Source organism: Blastococcus mobilis, from assembly GCF_900188025.1.
Taxonomy (GTDB): Bacteria; Actinomycetota; Actinomycetes; order Mycobacteriales; family Geodermatophilaceae; genus Blastococcus_B; species Blastococcus_B mobilis.
Genome location: NZ_FZNO01000002.1, coordinates 197385 through 218501 on the forward strand (window position 1 = coordinate 197385; position 21117 = coordinate 218501).

Consider the following 21117-nt stretch of genomic DNA (forward strand, 5'->3'; position numbering starts at 1 on the left):
GACAACGGCTATCGGCCGTCCGGGCTCCCGGCGGCCGCGCGGATGAGCCCCCGCAGCTCGGCGGGAGGAAGGCAGGCCGCGAGCGCCTGGGTCAGGAGCCGGGCCAGGGTGTAGTCCGGGTCGCTCGTCAGTGCCCGGCTGAGCGCGACGTCGGCCATGGCGCCGTCGCCGCGCAGCCAGGCGCTGACCGCCAGCAGCGTCGCCGGTGCCGCGTCCAGGGGAGCAGGTGACCGTCGGGTGCACTCGGTCCACAGCTGCTCGGCGGCTGCTGAGTCGGGGCCCAGTGCCAGCTCCAGCGCCCGGTCGCGCACCGCGTGGTCGCGCAGACCACACACCAGCCGGGCGACCTCGAGGTCGTCCAGCGCCGCCCGGGCCGCCCGCGCCCCCGGCCGGCAGCGCGTGAGGGCGTCGAGGACCGCTGTCCACGACCGCTCGCCCACCGCGTCCGGGCCGTCCTCGAGGATCGCTTCCGAGCACTCCACGGCGATGGCGGCGCACGCCGCCGCCATCGCCTCCCGGGCGGGAGCGCCCGGCGGCGCGATCCGCGCGGCGAGGCCGTCCCGGTCCTCCTCCACGACCACGCCGGTGGCCACGGCAGCGACCTCCAGTTCCGTCACGCCCGTCGGCAGCGGCGTGCCCGCGGTGGGCGCGCAGCAGGCGTGCGGACAGTCGTAGGACCACCAGCGCCCGTCCCGGACCAGGATCGCGTCCGGCACCGGGACGCCGCGGGCGGCCAGCGCGACGACCACGGCGCGGACCAGCCCCCGATGCGGCAGCCCGTCCCCACCGTCGCAGTCGCCGTCGGCGGCCTCGGAGACGACGGCCAGCAGCACCCCGCCGGGCCGGTCGGTCAGCACGCTGCGCGTCAGCACCGCCGCCACGGCGCCGGCGTGCTCGTCCGGCGGGATGTCGGCCCGCACGGTCAGCCCGACGCGACCGCCTCCCGGGCCGGCGATGCTCACCAGGACGACCGACTCACGCGGCCGGAAGCCGAGCAGGTGCGGGATCGACGCCGCCAGCTCGCCGAGGTCGTCGATCCGGACGTCGATGCGCCCGGGAACGGGGAGAGGGGGCCGGCCGGTGCGTGCGTCCATGGGATGACCCTCGCCGCCGACACGGGCGTCGAGGACCGTCCCGGGCGATCTGTGGACGCGCCTCCCGGCTGTGGACGAGGTCCCGCCCGGGATCAGTCCAGCGCCTCCGCCTGGGCCGGCAGGCCTGTTCCAGCAGATCGGTGAACGCCGCCGGGTCCGCCGGTGCGGCGCCGACCGCTGGGCCCCCACCGGTCAGGTCCCCGGTCCCGAGGTGGAGCAGGACGAGCAGCCGGTCGTCGAACGTAGCCCGTGCGCGGAGCGCCCACGACCGGTCCGATCCCGCGGACGCGCCCGCCGGCGCGTCCCTCAGATGCGGTACTGGACGGCGCTCCGAGCGGCCAGCCAGGGGCGCACGTGCTCGGCGAGGACGGAGAGGTGCACGGGGTCCTGGGCGTAGCGGTGGAAGGCCTCGACGTCGGGGAAGTCCGCGATCAGCACCGTGTCGGCGTTGCCGTCCGAGAGCCCGGCGTCCTCGGCCACCACGAGGGAGGTCATGCCCCCGACGTCCTGGCGCAGCCGGCGCAGCGCCTCCAGGGTCGTCGCCCGGCGCTCGGCGTCCGCGGCCGGGGACCAGGTGAACACCACGACATGACGGATCATGTCCGGCACCTTGCCAGCGGCCCGGACCAGCGTTCCACGGGGGTGGCGACCGGCTACCGGCCGGAGGTCCGGACCCGGCTCGTTAGAGTCCGGCGCATGGGACGGTCGCTGCGCATCGCACTGCTGTCCTACCGGAGCAAGCCGCACAGCGGTGGTCAGGGCATCTATGTGCGGGCGCTGTCCCGGGAGCTCCGCGAGCTCGGGCACCGGGTGGAGGTGTTCAGCGGGCAGCCCTATCCCCTGCTGGACGACGGGGTCCCGCTGACCCCGCTGCCCAGCCTGGACCTCTACCGCGAGCCCGATCCCTTCCGCACCCCACGGCCGTCGGAGTTCCGCGACTGGATCGACGTCGCCGAGTGGGCGGCCATGTGCACCGCCGGCTTCCCCGAGCCGATGACCTTCAGCCTCCGCGCGGCACGGCACCTGCTGCCACGCGCCGGCGACTTCGACGTCGTGCACGACAACCAGTCCCTCGGCTGGGGCCTGCTGCGGCTGATCCGGGTGGGGATGCCGACGGTCGCCACGATCCACCATCCGATCGCGATCGACCGCGACCTCGAACTCGCGGCCACGACCTCTCTGCGCCGGCGGCTGACGCTGCGCCGCTGGTACGGCTTCACCGGCATGCAGGCACGGGTCGCGCGGCAGCTGGACGCCGTCACCACGGTCTCGGAGAACTCCCGACGCGACATCGCGACGCACCTGGGCCTGCCCGCCGAGGGCATCGACGTGATCCCCGTGGGCATCGACCCCGATGAGTTCGCCCCGCCGCCCCCCGGGCAACCACGCGATCCGGACTCCATCCTGGTCATCACCAGTGCCGACGTCGCCCTCAAGGGCCTCGTGCACCTGCTGGAGGCACTGGCCAAGCTGCGCACCGAGCGGCCGGTGCGGCTCACGGTCGTGGGCACCGCGCGTCCCGGCGGCCCGGCCGAGGCGGCCCTGGACCGTCTCGCGCTGCGCGACGCCGTGCGATTCACCGGGCCGGTCCCCGAAGCCGAGCTGGTCGAGCTGCTGCAGCGGGCGTCGGTCGTGGCGATCCCTTCCCTCTACGAGGGCTTCTCCCTGCCGGCGATCGAGGCGATGGCCTGCGCCACCCCCCTGGTCACGACCGACGCGGGTGCGCTGCCCGAGGTCGTCGGCACCAGGGCGGGCCTGCGCGTCCGGGCCGGCGACGTCGGCGAGCTGACCGCCGCGCTGCAGCTGGTGCTGGGCTCCCCCGCGCTGGCCGAGCAACTCGGCCGGGCCGGCCGGCGGCGGGTCCTGGACGGCTTCACCTGGCGGTCGACGGCGCAGCGGACGGCCGACTGGTACGCCGAGACCCTGGAACGCAAGGGGACGACCGACCGCAAGGGGACGACGCAGTGCTGACCGTCGACTACGACCGCCTCGACCTGCGGCCGGGGATGACCGTGCTCGACCTGGGCTGCGGCGAGGGACGGCACGCCTTCGAGGCCTACCGCCGGGGCGCCTCCGTGGTGGCCGTCGACTGGGGTGTCTCCGAGGTGGAGACGACGAAGCGGTGGCTGGGCGCCATCGACGCGGCCGGTGAGGCGGGCGCGGCGGGCGCCGGTGGGACCGCCCGCTACGAGGTGGTCCGCGGAGACCTGCTGCACCTGCCCTTTCCCGACGCCAGCGTCGACCGCGTCATCGCGTCGGAGGTGCTCGAGCACATCCCGGACGACGTCACGGCGATGGCCGAGATCTTCCGTGTGCTCAAGCCGGGCGGCCGCGTCGCGGTGACGGTGCCGCGCTACGGGCCGGAGCGGATCTGCTGGGCGTTGTCGGACGAGTACCACGCCAACGAGGGCGGGCACATCCGCATCTACCGGGCCGACGTACTGCGGACCCGGCTCGCCTCCGTCGGCCTCACCCCCGGCGCCAGTCACCACGCGCACGCCCTGCACGCGCCCTTCTGGTGGCTGAAGTGCGCGGTGGGGGTGGAGCGGAACGCCGCCGCCGTCCGGGCCTATCACCGGCTGCTGGTCTGGGACCTCACGAAGCGGCCGTGGATCACGCGGACGGCCGAGCGGCTGCTCGACCCGCTGTTCGGCAAGAGCCTGGTCGTCTACGCCGACAAGCCCGCGGCGGTCGCCCCGGTGAGCGAGGCCGGCGCGGGCGGCACGCTCCTCGCGGAGCGGGAGCAGACCGCTGCCGCCCGCTGACCGGCCGGGGATGCTCCCGGAGCTGCCGGGCGTCTTGACCGGGGACCAGCTGCGCGCGACCGTCGCCTCGATCGCCGCCGAACAGGACGCCGACGGCGCCCTGCCCTGGTTCCGCGGCGGGCAGCTGGACCCCTGGGACTCGGTCGAGGCGGCGATGGCGCTCGACATCGGCGGGGCCCACGACCGGGCCGCCGCCGCCTATCGGTGGCTGGCCGCACGCCAGCGGCCGGACGGCTCGTGGGCGGCCGAGTACCGCGCGGGGGCCGAGTCCGCCCCCGCCGCCGAGAGCAACCATGCCGGATACCTCGCCGTCGGGGCCTGGCACAGCTGGCTGATCACCGGTGACGAGCACCTGGCCACCGAACTGTGGCCGGCGGTCCGCCGCGGGCTGGACCTGGTGACCCGCATGCAGCTGGCCGGCGGGGCGATCGGCTGGGCCCTGCGCCCGGACGGCACCGCTGACGACACCGCGCTGCTGACCGGCAACGCCAGCCTGTTCCAGGCGCTGCGCTGCGGGATCGCGCTGGCCGGGTTGGCCGGCGACGCGCAGCCGGACTGGGAGCTCGCCGTCGCCGACCTCGGCGCGGCGCTGCGCAGCCGGCCGGACGCGTTCGCCGACCGGTCGCGCTATTCGATGGACTGGTACTACCCGGTCCTCGGCGGCGCGGTCACGGGCACCGCGGCCGGCGAGCGGCTGGCCGCCGACTGGGACCGGTTCGTCGTCCCCGGGCTCGGCGCCCGGTGCGTGTCCGACCGGCCCTGGGTCACCGGCGCCGAGACCTGCGAACTCGCGCTCGCCCTCGCCGCCGCCGGGCAGCGCGATGCCGCCGTCGAGCAGGTCGCCGCGATGCAGCACCTGCGCCACGACGACGGTTCCTACTGGACCGGGTACGTCTACGCCGATGACGCGCGCTGGCCGGTCGAGCGGACCACCTGGACCGCGGCGGCCGTCGTCCTGGCCGCGGACGCCCTGTCCGGGGCGACGCCGGCGTCGGGGTTGTTCAGCGACCCGAGTGCACTGCCGCCCGCCGGAATGCCGGAGCCCGGGCAGCACGCCGGGTGGGTCCCCGGTGGCGCAGGCACCGTCTCCCCCTGACCGACCACCGCACACTACTGCCCCGACCGGTCTCGTCCTGGCCGGAACATCCGAGCGGTGACACCGGGGGCGACGAAGCCTGGCCATGACACCCGGGCCATGACTCACCGTGATCGGCTGCGCGGCTGCCCTGCGACATCGGGCCGGCCGACCCGCAGGAGCCGTTCAACCAAATCCTTCGTCGCGCCCCCGTGGACCGGATGGGATGCCGACCGCCACCGGAGCAGCGGCGCGTGATTCCGAGACAGGTCGGCCCCACACTTTCCACGGCCTTCGACCATCCATTCAGCGATCATCGGATGAACAATCCGAATGGGCTGACACGTCGAGAGGGAATGGTGCACAGCGCCTGATCACGCGACTGTGCGAAATGCACGCCGACGGGTGATTGACGGTGACCGAACGTGGCGAGCCGGCGGTCGGGCGCCGCAGTGTGCGCGCTCATTTCTGTCGCGCCCCACCCCCGAGCGCCTGCTCATCGGCCCGGAACGGGGCGGGATACCGGCCACGAAGACCCGCGCCGGGCGGCGCGGACCAGGGTCGTCCGGGCATTACGCTACGTAATCATTACAGCGCTTGACGTCATATCGGCTCACTCTCTCGATCTACATCGCGCACTCCGCGTTGCGCGCCGCTCCCCTCGGTCCCTCACTCGTCTGGAACACGACCACCGCCCTTCACAGGGCGCCGCGGGGGATTCCGGCCGACCCGGCCGACGCGGTCGAGAGACGGGGACATGACATGACCATCACGACGACGACCCGGCGGGACCGGATGCTTCGGACTGCAGCGGTCCCCACCGCTATTGCGGCCGCTTCCGCATTTCTGCTGGTTTCGGCACTGCCTGCATCGGCGGGTCCGGGCGGCGGCGAGAACGAGCCGAAGGTGACGCTCTCTCACGCGACCGGGTCGGCGGCCAATCCCTACGTCCAGATCACCGTGGCGGCGGCGGGGGCCTACAACGGCCACTACAGCCAGCACGAGCACCATGGCGAAGGCGACATCATCCCGCCCTTCAGCTACCAGGGGCAGACGTACTCGCTGAACTGGGACGCCGCCGGCCAGGCGACCTTCGGCAACGGCTGCGAGGCACCCGCCGACTCCGCCAACCCGAGCAACCCCGGCAACCCGAGCAACCCCGGCAACCCGAGCAACCCGAGCAACCCGAGCCCCCCGAGTCACCCCGGCAACCCGAGCAACCCGAGCCCCCCGAGTCACCCCGGCAACCCGAGCAACCCGGGCAACCCGAGCAACCCCGGCAACGAGCCGAAGGTGACGCTCTGCCACGCGACCGGATCGGCGACCAATCCCTACGTCCAGATCACCGTGGCGGCGGCGGGGGCCTACAACGGCCACTACAGCCAGCACGAGGACCTCGGCCAGGGCGACATCATCCCGCCCTTCAGCTACCAGGGGCAGACCTACTCCCTGAACTGGGACGCCGCCGGCCAGGCGACCTTCCGCAACGGCTGCAAGGCGCCTGCCACGCCGGGCACCCCCGGGACTCCGGGCACCCCGGGCACTCCGGGCACCCCGGGCACTCCGGGCCCCCCCGGCACCCCGGGCACCCCCGGCACCCCGGGCACCCCCGGCACCCCGGGCGGGGGTGGCCAGGTGGTCGTCGCCGCCCCGCAGGCCGGCACCCCGCAGAGCCGGCCGTCGACCGCTGCGACGCCGTCCTCCGTGGCCGGTCCCATTCCCGGGGCCGCGGATGCCGGTAAGGGTCTGGCCGGCGGATGGCAGCTTCCCGCAGGCCTGACGCTCGCCACGCTGGGGGCGCTCGCCGGCGGGACCGCCCTCTACCGCCGCAAGCTCCTCGGCAGCTGAGGTACCTCGGATGCCCCGGCTGGCACTGGTCGTCCTGAGTTCGCTGCTGTCCCTCTCGGGAGCTGCTCTCCTCGTCGAGCACGGGTGGGGGCCGGATCCGGAGATCCAGCTGGGGTCGGAGACATCGTCGGCCGGGGCCGCCCGAGAGACGGCGTCCTCGGCGGTGGGTCTGCCGCTGCCGGGGACGCCCGACCGGTCGGGCGTCCCGGTCCAGCTGGTCATCCCTTTCGCGAGCAGCAATCACTCCGAGGGCGTCACGGCGCCGGTCTCCGCCGATCCGCTCACCGACGACGGTGACCTGTTCGTCCCCCCGGACCCGCGGGCCGTGAGCTGGGCCCGGGAGGACGCGGCACCCGGCGCCCCCCGCGGCACGGCGATCCTGGTCGGCCACGTCAACTACGTGGTGGAGGGGAAGTTGGTCCGCGGGGCACTCTCCGACCTCGCGGAGTACGCGGTCGAGCACGTCGGGAAGACCTTCACCGTGGTGCTCGACGACGGTCGGCACCTGACCTACCGGATCACCGGCGGCGAGCAGTACGACAAAGACCAGCTGGCTGCCCAGCCCGAGCTTCGAAGGGCGCTGTACGACCAGGAGAGCGCGTTCGGTCCGGGCGCCGGCACGGGAAGGCTGGTGCTGGTCTCCTGTGGCGGGGCGTTGGACCCGGACACCGGGAACTACGAGGACAACGTGTTCCTCTTCGCGCTGCCGGTGGATGCGTCCGCCGAGGAGGCGTCCACCGAGGAGGCGTTGGCGGCCGGCTGACAGCGCGGCCCGCGGAGGAAGGAGCCGGACCGGCTGATTGGCTGCCGCGGAGTGCGGGCACGGTCGGTCCGTGACCTCCACACCGTCCGGGCGCTCCGGGCACACACCCTCCGATGTCACCGTCGTCGTGGCCAGTCAGAACCGGCGGGAGGACCTGCTCGCCACCCTCCCCCGCCACGAGGCCCCCGTGATCCTGGTCGACAACGCCTCCACCGACGGCACGGTCGAGGCCGTCCGGGAGGCGCACCCCGAGGTCACCGTGCTCCCCCTGGAACGGAACCAGGGCGCCCACGGCCGGACCCTCGGCGTGGCACGGGCGGGCACGACGTTCGCGGCGTTCGCGGACGACGACTCGTGGTGGGCGCCCGGGGACCTCGCCCGGGCAGTCGCGATCATGCGCGCCCACCCGCGGCTCGCGGTGCTCAACGCCCGGATCCTGGTGGGAGAGGAGGAGCGACTCGACCCCGTCTGCACCGAGATGGCCGACAGCGCCCTGGGCACCGCCCCCGATCTCCCGGGCCCCTCGCTGCTCGGCTTCGTCGCGTGCGGGGCGATCGTCCGCACCGAGGCGTTCGAGGCCGTCGGGGGCTTCGATCCCGTCGTCCGGTTCCCCGGCGAGGAGGAGCGCTTGGCGCTCGACCTGGCGGCGGCCGGCTGGGGCCTGGCCTACGTCGACTCCGTGACGGTGCACCACCACCCCTCCCCCCGGCGGCACGCCCCGGGTCGGCGGCAGGCGGGCATCTGGCGGAGCAAGGTGCTGACCGCGGTCATGCGCTACCCGGTCGCGGACCTCACGGGAGTGCTGGCGACCGCGGTCCGCTCCGGCCGTCCGGGCCGCGCGGGGCTGCTGCGCGCGGTCCCGGATCTTCCCGGCGCGCTGCGCCGCCGCCGTCCCATCCCGCCGGAGGTGCGGGCCGCCGTTCGGCTGCTGGCCGGTGAGCCCGCGTGAGAGAGGACCCTCCTGCCTCCCACCACTCGGGGAAGGACCCCGGCCTCCCCACCCCTCCGAAAAGGACCCCGTCCTCCTCACCGGTCGCGAGCTCGCGGCGAGCCTCGGGACGGGGCCGACCCGGGGCGGGGCCGGGGACCCTCCAGGAGGGCGGACCCGACCCCCGCGTCGCCGTCGTCGTCATCACCCACCAGCGGCGCGACGAGCTCGTCCTCGCCGTCGAGCGACTGCTCGCCCTCCCGGAGCAGCCGCACGTCGTGGTGGTGGACAACGGCTCGACCGACGGCACCGCCGACGCCGTCCGTGCCCGCTTCCCCCAGGTGGAGCTGGTCGCGAGTCCGGAGAACCTGGGGGCCGTGGGGCGCAACGTCGGTGTCGCGCGGCTGGACGTCCCCTACGTCGCCTTCTGCGACGACGACACGTGGTGGGACCCCGGCTCGCTGCGGACCGCGGCCGACGTCCTCGACCGCCATCCGGGCCTGGCCGTCGTGACCGCGCGCATCCTGGTGGAACCGGGCGGGATCGAGGACCCCATCGTCGCGGAGCTGCGCGACTCCCCCGTGCACGGTCCCGACTGGCTTCCCGGACCCGCCCTCGGGTCGTTCCTCGCCGGCGCCTCCGTCGTGCGGCGGAAGCCGTTCCTCGAGGTGGGCGGCTTCTCCGAGCGGCTGTGGCTGGGCGGCGAGGAGGAGCTGATGGCCGGTGACCTCGCCGCCGCCGGCTGGGAGCTGTGCTACCTGCCCGAACTCACCGTCCACCACCAGGCCAGCCGGGCACGGGACCCCCATCTGCGGCGGCGGCACGGCATCCGCAACACCCTCTGGACGACGTGGCTGCGCCGTCCGGTGCGGCCCGCGCTGCGGCGCACGTGGCAGTTGCTCCGCACCGTCCCACGCGACCGGGTGAGCGCCCTCGGGTTGCTGGAGGCGGTCCGCGGCATCCCGTGGGTGCTGGGGGAACGGCGGGTCCTGCCCCCGCACGCCGAAGCGCGGTTCGCCGCGCTCGAGGACTCCCAGCGCCGCTCCACCGCCCGCCGCTACGTCAGCTGAAGAAGGACCCCGTCCTCCCCACCTTCTCGGGAGCTCAAGACGGGGCCCTGGACGGGGCCTGGCGGGCGCAGTCGATGCACGTGCGGGCGGCCGGGCGGGCGGCGAGGCGTTCGGGGGCGATCGGGCGGCCGCAGCTCTCGCAGATCCCGTAGCCGCCGGTGTCGCGACGCGCCAGGGCCGCCTCGACGTCGGCCAGCCGCCGCCGCGCCTGCTCCAGCAGCGCTGCCACCTGCTGCCGCTCGAACGCGATCGTCGCGCCCTCCGGGTCGTGCTCGTCGTCGGCGTTGGACGCCCTGGAGGCGGCGACCACGCCGTCGAACTCGCGGCTCAGCGCCTCGATCTGGGCCAGCGCCGCCGCCCGCTCGGCCTCCAGCCGGCCCTCCTGCAGGGCCCCGCCGCGAGCTTGCGAGTGGTGGGGAGCAGGGGGGTCCTCTTTCACCGGAGCCTGCGCAGGAGCCGCAACGAGCCCGTGCCCGGCAGCTCCTCGAAGTTCCCGGATGCGATCACCCGGGTGTACACCCCGAAGGGCGCCTGCCCGCCGTCGGCCGGATCGGGGAAGACGTCGTGGATCGCGAGGGTGCCGCCGACCGCCAGCTTCGCGACCCACGCGTCCTGGTCGCGCCGCGCGGACTCCTCCGTGTGGCTGCCGTCGAGGAACAGCAGGGCCAGCGGCGAGGTCCACAGCGGGGCGAGCGTCTCCGACCGGGTGACGACGGCGACGACGACGTCCTCGGCTCCGGCGTCGGCGATGGTGCGGCGGAAGTGCGGCAGGGTGTCGATCCGGCCCACGGCGGGGTCGACCAGGGACGGGTCGTGGTACTCCCATCCGGGCTGGTGTTCCTCCGACCCGCGGTGGTGGTCCACGGTCACGACCTGCCGTCCGGTCTCGCGCGCCGCGGCCGCCAGGTACAGCGCGGACTTCCCCATCCAGCTGCCGACCTCCAGCAGCGGTCCGGGGACGGCGACGGCGCGCGCGGCCTCGTAGAGCGCGCGCCCCTCGTCGTCGGGCATGAACCCGGGGGCGGCCTGCGCGGCGGCGAGAAGATCGGTGCTCACCACGACAGCCTCGCTCATCGGGCGAAGCGCGCCCGCAGCGCGGTCATGCGGCGCTCGGTCGCCGCACCCGCCTGGGTGTCCGCGGCCTTCGCGAAGAACGCCCCGGTCGCGGTCGTGACCGGAACGGCGAGGACGAGGGCGATGGCGCCGACGAGGGTGCGGATCACCTCCTCGGCCAGTACCGAGCTGGTGACCGTCGTCCACAACGGCTGGGGCGAGAGCTCGAAGGTCAGCAGGAGCGGGAGCGCGGCCCCCGCGTAGGCGAAGACGATCGTGTAGACCGTCGAGGCGATGTGGTCGCGCCCCACCGCCATCCCCCGCGTGTACAGCTCCCGCCAGGTGATCTCCGGCGACACCTCTCTGAGCTGCCAGATCGCCGACGCCTGGGTGATGGTGACGTCGTTGAGGACGCCGAGCCCTGCCACGACGATGCCCGCGAGCACCAGCGCGGAGAAGTCGAGGGTCGGGTCGTACCCCTGCAACCGCACCGTCTCCTCGCTGGTCAGCCCGGTCAGGCGAGCGGCGGAGACGGCGAACGAGCCCATGACGGCGACCAGGGCGAGCCCGAAGAGGGTCCCCACGAGCGCAGTCGTCGTCCGCGCGGAGAAGCCGTGCGCGAGGTACAGGACGACGAACATGATCGCCGCCGAACCCACCAGGCTGACCAGCGTCGGGTTCTCCTCCGCGAGCAGGCCCGGCAGCACGAACTGCAGCAGGACGAAGAACGCGAAGGCGAGACCGACCAGGGACGCCAGACCGCGCGCCCGCGCCACCACCCCGACGACGACGGCGAACACGAGCGCCAGAACGATGATCGGGAGGTCCCTGGCGTAGTCGAAGAAGCCGTAGGCGACCCCACCCTCGGCCCCGGCGTCGCGGGTGAGCACCAGCGTGTCCCCCTCCTCCACGCCGCCCGCGACGACCTCCGGCGGGAGCTCGACCTGCTGGAAGTCCCCGGCCCCCGGCCCCTCGAGGACCTCCACCACGGCGTTCGCGCAGGTCTGCGCCGGCACCGTGGGGTCGATGCCGCAGTCGAAGGGCTCGACCGAGACGACCCGGGCATCGGGAAAGGTGGTGCCGGGTGGCTGAGCGATCGCGGCGGCCTGCTGGGCCCGGGTCGGCTCCCCGTCCGGCCACAGGACGATGAGCCCGATGACGGTGGCGAGACCCACGGGGACGAGGAGCAGCAGCATGAGCCAGACGGCGCGCCGCCGTCTGCCCAGCGCCTCGTGGCTCGGCGGTGGCGCGTCGGGGTCTGGTCCGTGGCTGTGAGTACTGGGCGGCACCCCGTCAGGCTAGGAGCCGCCGCGCACGGCTCCCCGGTCGACACCACCACGACGCGACAGGCCTCCGGGGTCGTAGGCCTCCGGGACCGCACCTCCGAGGGGGAAGCGGTGCCAGAGCCCACTCAGCTGCAGGGGCCGGACCACGGCGGCAGGCGGATCGACCAGCACGAGGTCGATCCCCCGCGGCGCGGTGAGGCGCTGCAACTGGACCAGCACGGCCATGCCGGCGGAGTTCATGAACGTCACGGCGGACAGGGCGAGCTCGATCCGCGCCGGTGCGGGCTGGGTCAGGAGCAGGTCGGTGACCACCCGGACCAGGGGCCGGCGGGCCAGGTCCGTGAGCTCCCCCGTCACGGTCAGTCGGGCGGTTCCGCCGACGACCTGGTGAGTGACCTCCGGTTCGATCCCGGCCTGCTCCCGCGAGTTCGTCTCCTTCACGGACGAACTCTGCCCCCGGCGGCCGGGATCCACGCGCCGGTTCAGCGCACCCATCGGGAAGAAGTTTCGCACAGTGGAGGTTTACACCAGTGCCCGGTCGAGGTAATCTCCAGTCGCCACTAGAGGTTATCCCTCGGGCAGTGAACTCCACAGACGCAGATCCAGGAGGTTGGAGGACCATGATGCTGACCGCCTACGACCCGTTCGCCGCCACGAACGCCGCCTTCCGTGCGCTGGACCAGCTGACCGGTCGTGCGGGGGCCGGCACCGCTCGCCCGCTCTCGGGCATGCCGATGGACGCCTACCGGGTCGGCGACAACTTCGTCGCCCACTTCGACCTGCCCGGCGTCGACCCCGGCTCGATCGACCTGGCGGTGGAGGGCAACACGCTGACGATCAGCGCCGAGCGATCGGTTCCGCAGTTGGAGAACGCCGAGTGGACCGTCGCGGAACGGCCGTTCGGCAGCTACACCCGCCAACTGGTGCTCGGGCGCAGCCTCGACACCGACCGGCTCGAGGCCAGCTACCACGACGGCGTTCTGACCGTGAGCATCCCGGTGGCCGAGAAGGCGAAGGCCCGGAAGATCACGGTGACCCGAGCGGACACACCCGCCGCGGTGGAGGGCCGCACGATCGAGGGCGAGTCCTCGGAGCAGAAGGCAGTCGAGAGCTGATCGACCGCCGTTCGGGGGCCGGGTCCACGGACCCGGCCCCCGGCATGTACCCGAGCCGACAGGAGGGACGGCGATGACCACCGACGACAGCCGTTCCGGCGCGCCGACCCCTGACCCGGTGAGCCGACTCGACGATCCCGACTACCCGACGCTGACCATGAGCCAGGCCGCCGAGCTGCTCGGCGTCCAGGCCGCCTTCCTGCGCAGCCTCGACGCCTCCGGCGTCCTCCAGCCCTATCGGTCCCCCGGTGGGCACCGGCGCTACTCCCGCCATCAGCTCGACCTCGCCGCGCGCATGCGCGGACTCCTGGACGACGGTCACTCCCTGGCCTCCGCAGAGACGATCGTCGGCCTGCAGGACGAGCTCGCCTCCGCGCGTGCGGACGCCGAGCGCCTGCGGACGACCGCTGCCCAGCTCCGCTCCGACGTCGACCGACTCCGGCTCGGCTCCGGTGACCCCGGCCCCCTTGGCAAATAAACCCTAGGGGGGTATGGTTCTTGCCGTGCCGCAGTCCGCGCGGCCGGCAGGAAGGGAACCGCATGGAGATCGTCGAGCACGGCAGCCCTGCCGGCGCGCCCGACCATGGTGCCCAGGACCACCAGCACGGCTACATCCACCGCAAGGACGACTACCTCAAGCGGCTGCGCCGCATCGAGGGTCAGGCCCGCGGCCTGCAGCGCATGGTCGAGGACGAGAAGTACTGCATCGACATCCTCACCCAGGTTTCAGCGATGACGAAGGCGCTGCAGTCGGTCGCGCTGGGCCTGCTCGAGGAGCACATGAGCCACTGCCTCGTGGAGGCCGCTGCTGCCGGCGGCCGCGAGGCCGAGGAGAAGGTGCGCGAGGCCTCCGAGGCCATCGCCCGCCTCGTCCGATCGTGACCGTCCGATCCTGACCAGTTGGCACCCCCCGGAGGGAACCCCATGAGCACCACCACCTACACCGTCGTCGGCATGACCTGCGGCCACTGCGTCAGCGCGGTGACCGAGGAGGTCTCCCAGGTGCCTGGCGTCACCGGCGTCGACGTCGACCTGGCCAGCGGCGGGCTGACCGTGACCAGCGAGGCACCGGTCGACGAGAGCGCCGTCCGGGCGGCCGTCGAGGAGGCCGGTTACGAGGTGGCCGGCCGCTGACGCGGTCGTGCCACTGCTGACCGGATCACCATGAACACGCCGCTCAAGCTCGCCGGCTTCGCCCTGGGGCTGGTCGCCGTCTTCGCCGCCGCCGTGGGCGTCGGCACCGCGGTCGGCCCGGTCGGGCCGGCCGCCGAGTCCTCCGCCGGCGGCCACGACATGGGCACCGAGGCGGCCGGCGGGCACGACGAAGCGGGGGGTCACGAGGCGACCGCCCCAGCCCTCCCAGCCGGACTGACCGTCTCCGAGAGCGGCTACACCCTCGACCTCGGCGAACGCTCGCTGCCGGCCGGCGCGGCGACACCCGTCTCCTTCCGTGTGCTGGGTCCCGACGGCGATCCGGTCACGCAGTACGACGTCGACCACGAGGTCGACCTGCACCTGATCGCCGTCCGCCGCGACCTCACCGGCTTCCAGCACGTCCACCCGGAGCTGGGTGCCGACGGCGTCTGGCGGACCGCGCTCGCGCTCGACCCGGGCGCCTGGCGGCTGTTCGCCGACTTCACTCCGAGCGCTCTCGGTGAGGACCTGACGCTCGGCGCCGACCTCGCCGTCCCCGGGGATTTCGCACCGGCGCCGCTGCCGGCGGAGTCGCTCACTGCCGAGGTCGACGGCTTCACGGTCGTGCTGACCGGGGAGCTGGACCCCGGCCGCGAGTCCGAGCTGACCCTCAGCGTGAGCCGCGACGGCCGCCCCGTCACCGATCTGCAGCCCTATCTGGGGGCCTACGGCCACCTGGTGGTGCTGCGCGACGGCGACCTCGCCTACCTGCACGCCCACCCGGTGGACGAGCCCGGCGGCGCGGCCCCCACCCCCGGGCCGCACGTCCGGTTCGCGACCACCGCCCCGTCCGCCGGCGACTACCGGCTGTTCCTGGACTTCAAGCACGACGGCGTCGTCCGGACGGCGGCCTTCACCGTTCCCGCCGGCGCACACGAGGAGAACCACGGATGAGCACCTCCACCGACGTCGAGCTGCTGATCGGCGGCATGACGTGCGCGTCCTGCGCGAACCGGATCGAGAAGAAGCTCAACAAGCTCGACGGCGTCACCGCCACGGTGAACTACGCGACGGAGAAGGCGAAGGTCACCTTCGACGAGGGCGTCACGCCGGAGGACCTGATCGCCACGGTGGAGAAGACCGGCTACACCGCCGAACTCCCCCGGCCGGCCAGAGCCGAGGAGCCGGCGGAGCCCCCGGCCGATCCGGTGCGCTCGCTGCGCCACCGGCTGCTCGTATCGACGGTCCTCACCGTGCCGGTGGTCGCGATGGCGATGATCCCGGCGCTGCAGTTCGAGTACTGGCAGTGGCTGTCGCTGACCCTGGCCGCGCCGGTCGTCGTGTGGGCTGGCGCGCCGTTCCACCGGGCCGCCTGGACCAACCTCCGGCACGGCGCCGCCACGATGGACACGCTCGTCTCGCTCGGCACGCTCGCGGCCTTCGGCTGGTCGCTGTACGCCCTCTTCCTCGGCACCGCCGGCATCCCGGGCATGACGCACCCGTTCGAGCTGACGATCGCGCGGACCGACGGCAGCGGGAACATCTACCTCGAGGCCGCCGCCGGGGTGACCACGTTCATCCTCGCCGGGCGGTACTTCGAGGCCCGGTCCAAGCGGCAGGCCGGCGCGGCGCTGCGCGCCCTGCTGGAGCTGGGCGCCAAGGAGGTCTCGGTCCTGCGCGGCGGCAGCGAGCGGCGCATCCCGGTCGACGAGCTGGCGGTGGGCGACCTGTTCGTCGTCCGACCGGGAGAGAAGATCGCCGCCGACGGCGAGGTCACCGAGGGCTCCTCGGCCGTGGACGCCTCGATGCTCACCGGGGAGTCGGTGCCGGTGGAGGTCGGCCCCGGCGATCTCGTGGCCGGCGCGACGGTGAACGCCGGCGGCCGGCTGGTCGTGCGGGCCACCCGCGTCGGCTCGGAGACCCAGCTCGCGCAGATGGCGCGGCTGGTCGAGGACGCCCAGAACGGCAAGGCGGAGGTCCAGCGGCTGGCCGACCGGATCTCGGGGATCTTCGTGCCGATCGTCCTCGCGCTCACCGTCGCGACGCTCGGCTTCTGGATCGGCACCGGCGCCGGAGTGCCGGCCGCGTTCACCGCCGCAGTGGCGGTCCTGATCATCGCGTGCCCGTGCGCGCTGGGCCTGGCCACGCCGACCGCGCTCATGGTCGGCACCGGACGCGGGGCCCAGCTGGGCATCCTCATCAAGGGCCCGGAGGTCCTGGAGAACACCCGCCGGATCGACACCGTCGTCCTCGACAAGACCGGCACCGTGACCACCGGCCGGATGACCCTGCTCGACGTCGTGCCGGCCGACGGCGAGGAGCCCGGGCAACTGCTGCGGATCGCCGGCGCGCTGGAGGCGGCGTCGGAGCACCCGATCGCCCAGGCGGTGGCCCGCGCGGCAGCCGAGCGCACCGGTTCCCTGCCGCCCGTCGAGGGCTTCACCAACGTCGAGGGCCTCGGCGTACAGGGCGTCGTCGAGGGCTCGGCCGTCGTCGTCGGCCGCCGGCGCCTGCTGGCCGACTGGTCCCTGCCCCTCACCCCGGCCCTCGACCGGGCCGCCGCCGAGGCGGAGGCCGCCGGCCGGACCGCGATCGCGGTCGGCTGGGACGGCGCCGCGCGTGGCGTCCTGGTCGTGGCGGACGCGGTGAAGCCCGGCTCAGCCGCCGCCGTCCGCCAGCTGCGCGACCTCGGGCTCACCCCCGTCCTGCTGACCGGCGACAACGAGACGGTCGCCCGGACGGTGGCCGCCGAGGTCGGCATCGACACGGTGATCGCCGAGGTGCTGCCGAAGGACAAGGTCGACGTCGTCCGCCGGCTGCAGGACGAAGGTCGCACGGTGGCCATGGTCGGTGACGGCGTCAACGACGCACCGGCGCTCGCCCAGGCCGACCTCGGGCTGGCCATGGGCACCGGCACCGACGTGGCGATCCAGGCCAGTGATCTGACCCTGGTGCGCGGCGACCTGCGCGTGGCCGCCGACGCCATCCGGCTGTCCCGGCGCACCCTGTCGACGATCAAGGGCAACCTGTTCTGGGCCTTCGCCTACAACATCGCCGCGATCCCGCTGGCCGCCGCCGGCCTGCTCAACCCGATGATCGCCGGGGCGGCGATGGCGTTCAGCTCGGTGTTCGTGGTGTCGAACAGCCTGCGGCTGCGCGGCTTCGCGCCCCTGCCGGAGAACCGCGACGCGACGACCGCCGTGCCCTCGGGACAGCAGCGCAAGGACCGGACGACGGCCCGCTCCCCCCGCTGAAAGAGCGCCGACCTCACCTACCCAGGCCATGAGCCAGTGCTGGAGGACTGTCGTCGCGCCGAGGACCCACCTCATCGCTCTGTCCGGCCTGAGCGTCGTCAGGTGTCCCTGATGGGGCACCTGCGCGAATGCGCTGTAGGGGATCGGGCGAGTGACCAGGGTGGAGTTCGGTCAAGGGTGGCTTGCGTGCGCGGCCGAGCGCTCGCGCTCGATCAGTCCGCGGCGGACGATCTTGCCGGACGGCGTCCGAGGAATCGCCTCGACGAACTCGTAGCGGCGCACCCGCTTGTAGGGCGCCACTTGTTCTGCCAGGTAGGCCATGACCTGCTTGGCGACGTCTTCTCGATCGGCGGTTTCCTGGTCCTGTAGGACGAGGAAGGCCTTGGGCACCTCGCCGGCCTCCTCGTCCGGGCTTGCGACTACGGCGGCGTCGGCGATCAGGGGATGAGAGATCAGCGCTGCTTCCAGCTCGGCCGGGGCGACGTGGTAGGCCTTGTACTTGATCAGCTCCTTGAGCCGGTCCACGATCTGCACGAAGCCGTCGCCGTCGACATGGCCGACATCACCGGTTCGGCACCAGCCATCGTCGGTGATGGTCGCGGCGGTCGCCGCCGCCTCGCGCAGGTAGCCCTTCATCACGTTGGGCCCCCGAAACCAGAGCTCCCCCAACTCGCCGACCCCCAGCTCGGCGCCGCTGGCCGGATCCACGATCCGCAGTTCGGCGCCGGGGACACCCCAGCCCACCGTGCCTGGCTTGTCCGCAGCCTGGTCGGCCGGGGGAGAGACCGATCCGGCACCCAGCTCGGTCATCCCCCACCCCTGGCCGTCCGGCATCCCAGCCGCTCAGCACAGGCCTGCTGCACTCCGGCGCCCAGCGGCGCGCCACCGCTGGTGAGCAGGCGCAGACTCGACAGGTCGTAGCTGTCCACCAGCGGGTGCTTGGCCAGCGCGACGGTGACCGGCGGGGCCACCACCGTGCTGGTCACCCCATGGTCCTGGATCGCGCGCAGGCACTGCTCGAAGTCGAACCGGGGCATGGTCACCAGCGTCGCGCCGCGGCACAGCCCACCGATCATCGTCACGGCCATGCCCATGATGTGGAAGAACGGGGCGACCGCGAGCACGACATCGCCGGGACCGGTGTAGAACGGGCCGCACTGCACCGCATTGGCGACCAGGTTGCGGTGGGTGAGCATCACGCCCTTGGGCAGGCCGGTGGTGCCGCTGGAGTACGGCAACGCGGCCAGGTCCTCCGCCGGATCGATGTCGACCGTCGGCGCCGGCCCCCCGGCGCCGAGCAGGGCGCCGAAACCGATCGCCTCACCGGACGCCTCGCCGAGCACGACCAGTCGGACGCCGGGCCCGCTGGCGGCTCGGGCCTTGTCGAGGCTCTCCGGGGTCGTGACCACGACGCCGGCCTCCGAATCGGCCAACTGCGCCGCGATCTCCCGGGCTGTGTAGGCGGGGTTGAGCGTCGTGCTGGCCGCACCCACCCTGGCGATGCCGAGGAAGACCACCGGGTACTCCGGCAGATTGGGTAGCAGGATCGCCACCACGTCGCCCTTGCCGACCCCCAACTCCGCCAGGCCGCCGGCGAAGCGGTCGACCTGCGCGAGGAGGTCGCCGTAGCTGAGTCGGCGTCCGCTGACGGCGTCGATCATCGCCGGCCGGTCGGGGTGGTCCCCCGCGTCCGCGAGCACGAACGCCGACAGGTCTCGGTCGGGGATGGATGACTTCGGGAACCGACTCGCGAAGATCATTGCTACCCCTCCGAGCCGCGGGGTGCCCACCTACAAGCGACGGTCGCAGCACCCGTCCGTCCGGTCAAGACCGAGCCCCACCCGGACCATCGGAGCAGCACTCGCGACGGCGATCTCCGGGGCCGACGCGGAGATCGTCGTCCATCGCGGGCTCACGATTCCACGACTATGTCTGCTGGGTGCCCGTGCACTCGGAGACGTAGCGTGCACCGACGCCCCTGGACCCGCGGAGGACATCGATGACCGCACCTGCCGACTCTTCACGCCGGATCCTCACCCGGCTGCTGGCCGGCGCGGGTGCTGCGACCGGCGTGCTTCTGCTGGCGCGGCCGCAACAGGTCGTCGACGCCGTCGCCCCCGCGTTCCCGCGGGAACGGCTGTGGCTCGCCCGGGCCCTCGGCGCCCGACTGCTGGCCCAGCACGGGGCGGTGCTCGTCGCGGCCCGGCCCGGGCTCGTCCGGCTCGGCTCGGCGGTGGACCTGGTGCACGCGGCGAGCATGGTGCCGTTCGTCGCCTCGCCCCGGTACGGCCGTGCGGCGAGGGTCAGCGGCGGGCTGGCGGCGGCCTGTGCAGCGGTCGCACTGGCCCTTGCTCCCCGGTCACAGGGCCGGTAGCACCAGGAGGCCGGTCGGCACCAGGAGGAGCAGACCCGCCGACGCCAGTGCCGCCCACCGAACGGGCACCGGCAGCGGGGACGGCGGCTCCAGCAACCGCACCACCCGCGCGCCCGTCGCGCCGCCGCTGACCGCGAGGGCGCCCCTGGGCACCTCCTCTCCCCCGCCCGCGGCGGCCACGATCGCCCGCGCGAGCGTCCGCCTCGGCGCCGTCCCGGACAGCGAACCCAGCGCGACGTCGTCGGCGCGCATCTCGACCAGTTCCCGCACGGCCGCGTGGGCCCGGCCGGCCGCCGGGAGCACCGGCAGCGCCGCCTCCCAGGCCACGAACGGCAGCAGCAGCAGGTGGTGGTGCTCCCGCAGGTGCGCACGCTCGTGGGCGACGACCGCGGCCAGCTGGTCCCCGTCGAGCTCGGCCACCATGCCCGACGAGAGCACCAGCAGCGGGCGGGCCCCCGGGATGCAGAACGCGACCGGCGCCGGGTGATCGAGCAGCCGGGTGTCGGGGAGCTCTGCCGAGGGCTCGACGACGAGCTCGAGCAGCTCCCGGTGCCGTCGCCGGGTGCGGGTGGTCCGCACCCACGACAGCACCAGCACCCCGAGCAGCTCGGACGCGAGCACCCCGGCGAGGGTCAGGGCCGCCCAGTGGTCGCCGCGCACGGGGTCGGCGGCAGGATGCGCGGTGAGCACCGACCGGAGCGCCTCGGGCAGCGAGTGACCCCACGGCGACAGGCCGTGGACGAGCAGCGCGCCGATCATCGACAGCCCACCGGCCAGTCCGATCGCCTGCCAGCACACGAGGGCCACGAGCGGGTCGCGCCGGGGCCACCGCGCCCGGGCGAGCAGAGCCGGCACCGGCCAGGCCAGCAGCGCGGCCAGGACGGCGAGCGAGACCGCGGTCGCGGGCAGCACGGGGCCGGCTACGCCGTCAGCGAGCCGGGGCGTCGGCCGAGGTGTCCGGGGCGCCGGCGAGCAGCTCCCGGAGCATCCGCGCCTCGTCGGCGTCGACGCTGCCGACGAACCGGGCGAGGACCGCCTGCCGGTCACCGGCCTGGCCGAGCACCTCGCGCATGAGCTCGGCTGCGTGGTCGGCGCGGCTGCTGCGGGCGGAGAACCGGCGCGGCCGGGCGTCGTCGTGGACCACGAAGCCCTTCTGCTCCAGCCGGGACAGCACGGTGTGCACGGTCGTCAGTGCCACCCCGCGATCCGCGAGCCCGTCCCGCAGCGCGGTCGCAGCGACCGGGCCGTCCGCGGCCCACAGCCGCTCCATCACGGCGCGCTCCAGTTCGCCGAGCGAGGCCATCGACCCTCCTGTCACCCGTCTCACACCGCGTTCTTCTACGTGTCGTAGAAGAACT

Annotated in this window: 24 protein-coding genes; 14 read left to right on the plus strand and 10 right to left on the minus strand. The window is 73.7% G+C overall.

Annotation, left to right across the window (positions count from 1 at the left end):
* Window positions 1-8: 8 nt before the first annotated feature.
* Window positions 9-1094 carry a DUF4192 domain-containing protein gene (locus CHB94_RS02690; RefSeq protein ID WP_089335036.1) on the minus strand — a complete coding sequence of 362 codons (1086 nt, stop codon included), beginning with the start codon at window positions 1092-1094 and terminating at the stop codon, window positions 9-11.
* 306 nt (window positions 1095-1400) lie between these two features.
* A complete protein-coding gene (locus CHB94_RS02695) occupies window positions 1401-1694 on the minus strand; it encodes a Dabb family protein (protein ID WP_089335037.1) in 294 nt (97 codons plus the stop codon).
* A 96-nt stretch (window positions 1695-1790) separates the two neighbouring features.
* On the opposite strand from CHB94_RS02695, the gene CHB94_RS02700 reads away from it, so the two are divergent.
* The 7 genes from CHB94_RS02700 (at window position 1791) to CHB94_RS02730 (ending at window position 9543) form a co-directional block, all read left to right on the plus strand.
* Complete coding sequence (locus CHB94_RS02700; RefSeq protein WP_089335038.1) at window positions 1791-3065, plus strand: glycosyltransferase family 4 protein; 1275 nt, start codon at window positions 1791-1793, stop codon at window positions 3063-3065.
* Complete coding sequence (locus tag CHB94_RS02705) at window positions 3059-3859, plus strand: class I SAM-dependent methyltransferase (RefSeq protein WP_089335039.1); 801 nt, start codon at window positions 3059-3061, stop codon at window positions 3857-3859. The genes CHB94_RS02700 and CHB94_RS02705 overlap by 7 nt, the downstream gene beginning before the upstream one ends.
* A gap of 10 nt (window positions 3860-3869) precedes the next feature.
* On the plus strand, window positions 3870-4955 hold the full coding sequence (locus tag CHB94_RS02710) for a prenyltransferase (protein ID WP_089335040.1): 1086 nt from the start codon (window positions 3870-3872) through the stop codon (window positions 4953-4955).
* A gap of 885 nt (window positions 4956-5840) precedes the next feature.
* Window positions 5841-6782, plus strand: coding sequence for a hypothetical protein (locus CHB94_RS25575; RefSeq protein ID WP_217899141.1), 942 nt, complete (start codon window positions 5841-5843; stop codon window positions 6780-6782).
* A gap of 10 nt (window positions 6783-6792) precedes the next feature.
* A complete protein-coding gene (locus CHB94_RS02720; RefSeq protein ID WP_089335041.1) occupies window positions 6793-7545 on the plus strand; it encodes a class F sortase in 753 nt (250 codons plus the stop codon).
* A gap of 70 nt (window positions 7546-7615) precedes the next feature.
* On the plus strand, window positions 7616-8494 hold the full coding sequence (locus CHB94_RS02725) for a glycosyltransferase family 2 protein (protein WP_254920352.1): 879 nt from the start codon (window positions 7616-7618) through the stop codon (window positions 8492-8494).
* Window positions 8491-9543, plus strand: a complete 1053-nt coding sequence (locus CHB94_RS02730) for a glycosyltransferase family 2 protein (protein ID WP_089335043.1) — start codon at window positions 8491-8493, stop codon at window positions 9541-9543. The genes CHB94_RS02725 and CHB94_RS02730 overlap by 4 nt, the downstream gene beginning before the upstream one ends.
* Before the next feature lie 34 nt (window positions 9544-9577).
* Here CHB94_RS02730 and CHB94_RS02735 read toward each other — a convergent pair whose 3' ends face one another.
* Genes CHB94_RS02735 through CHB94_RS02750 form a run of 4 tightly spaced genes read right to left on the minus strand, consistent with a single transcriptional unit; the run spans window position 9578 to window position 12323 of the window.
* Window positions 9578-9982 (minus strand): TraR/DksA family transcriptional regulator, encoded by a 405-nt coding sequence (locus tag CHB94_RS02735; RefSeq protein WP_254920353.1) that lies wholly within the window; start codon window positions 9980-9982, stop codon window positions 9578-9580.
* Window positions 9979-10617, minus strand: a complete 639-nt coding sequence (locus CHB94_RS02740) for a class I SAM-dependent methyltransferase (RefSeq protein ID WP_089335044.1) — start codon at window positions 10615-10617, stop codon at window positions 9979-9981. Before CHB94_RS02740 ends, CHB94_RS02735 begins: the two co-directional genes overlap by 4 nt.
* Entirely contained in the window at window positions 10614-11885 is a 1272-nt protein-coding gene (locus CHB94_RS02745; RefSeq protein WP_089335045.1) for a YibE/F family protein, read from the minus strand. The genes CHB94_RS02740 and CHB94_RS02745 overlap by 4 nt, the downstream gene beginning before the upstream one ends.
* A 9-nt stretch (window positions 11886-11894) precedes the next feature.
* Window positions 11895-12323, minus strand: a complete 429-nt coding sequence (locus CHB94_RS02750) for an STAS domain-containing protein (protein ID WP_254920354.1) — start codon at window positions 12321-12323, stop codon at window positions 11895-11897.
* Between the two features lie 179 nt (window positions 12324-12502).
* Here CHB94_RS02750 and CHB94_RS02755 point away from each other — a divergent pair, with 179 nt between their 5' ends.
* From CHB94_RS02755 to CHB94_RS02780, 6 genes are all read left to right on the plus strand, one after another.
* Complete coding sequence (locus tag CHB94_RS02755) at window positions 12503-12997, plus strand: Hsp20/alpha crystallin family protein (RefSeq protein ID WP_089335046.1); 495 nt, start codon at window positions 12503-12505, stop codon at window positions 12995-12997.
* 73 nt (window positions 12998-13070) lie between these two features.
* Window positions 13071-13475 (plus strand): MerR family transcriptional regulator, encoded by a 405-nt coding sequence (locus CHB94_RS02760; protein WP_089335047.1) that lies wholly within the window; start codon window positions 13071-13073, stop codon window positions 13473-13475.
* 62 nt (window positions 13476-13537) lie between these two features.
* Window positions 13538-13879, plus strand: coding sequence for a metal-sensitive transcriptional regulator (locus CHB94_RS02765; RefSeq protein WP_254920355.1), 342 nt, complete (start codon window positions 13538-13540; stop codon window positions 13877-13879).
* A gap of 42 nt (window positions 13880-13921) precedes the next feature.
* Window positions 13922-14131 carry a heavy-metal-associated domain-containing protein gene (locus CHB94_RS02770; protein ID WP_089335048.1) on the plus strand — a complete coding sequence of 70 codons (210 nt, stop codon included), beginning with the start codon at window positions 13922-13924 and terminating at the stop codon, window positions 14129-14131.
* A 30-nt stretch (window positions 14132-14161) separates the two neighbouring features.
* Entirely contained in the window at window positions 14162-15085 is a 924-nt protein-coding gene (locus tag CHB94_RS02775; RefSeq protein WP_089335049.1) for a DUF8832 domain-containing protein, read from the plus strand.
* Window positions 15082-17385 (plus strand): heavy metal translocating P-type ATPase, encoded by a 2304-nt coding sequence (locus CHB94_RS02780; protein ID WP_089335050.1) that lies wholly within the window; start codon window positions 15082-15084, stop codon window positions 17383-17385. Before CHB94_RS02775 ends, CHB94_RS02780 begins: the two co-directional genes overlap by 4 nt.
* Window positions 17386-17556: 171 nt before the next feature.
* On the opposite strand, the gene CHB94_RS26645 is transcribed toward CHB94_RS02780, so the two are convergent.
* On the minus strand, window positions 17557-18195 hold the full coding sequence (locus CHB94_RS26645) for an AMP-binding enzyme (protein WP_254920356.1): 639 nt from the start codon (window positions 18193-18195) through the stop codon (window positions 17557-17559).
* Window positions 18192-19145 carry an AMP-binding protein gene (locus tag CHB94_RS25935; protein WP_254920357.1) on the minus strand — a complete coding sequence of 318 codons (954 nt, stop codon included), beginning with the start codon at window positions 19143-19145 and terminating at the stop codon, window positions 18192-18194. Before CHB94_RS25935 ends, CHB94_RS26645 begins: the two co-directional genes overlap by 4 nt.
* A 239-nt stretch (window positions 19146-19384) precedes the next feature.
* Between CHB94_RS25935 and CHB94_RS02790 the strand changes: the two genes are divergently transcribed.
* A complete protein-coding gene (locus tag CHB94_RS02790; RefSeq protein WP_089335051.1) occupies window positions 19385-19759 on the plus strand; it encodes a hypothetical protein in 375 nt (124 codons plus the stop codon).
* Here CHB94_RS02790 and CHB94_RS02795 read toward each other — a convergent pair.
* Together CHB94_RS02795 and CHB94_RS02800 are read right to left on the minus strand one after the other, a co-directional pair.
* Window positions 19745-20671, minus strand: a complete 927-nt coding sequence (locus CHB94_RS02795; protein WP_089335052.1) for a M56 family metallopeptidase — start codon at window positions 20669-20671, stop codon at window positions 19745-19747. The two genes, CHB94_RS02790 and CHB94_RS02795, sit on opposite strands and share 15 nt — an antisense overlap.
* Before the next feature lie 16 nt (window positions 20672-20687).
* Window positions 20688-21062 (minus strand): BlaI/MecI/CopY family transcriptional regulator, encoded by a 375-nt coding sequence (locus CHB94_RS02800; protein WP_089335053.1) that lies wholly within the window; start codon window positions 21060-21062, stop codon window positions 20688-20690.
* Between the last annotated feature and the right edge of the window lie 55 nt (window positions 21063-21117).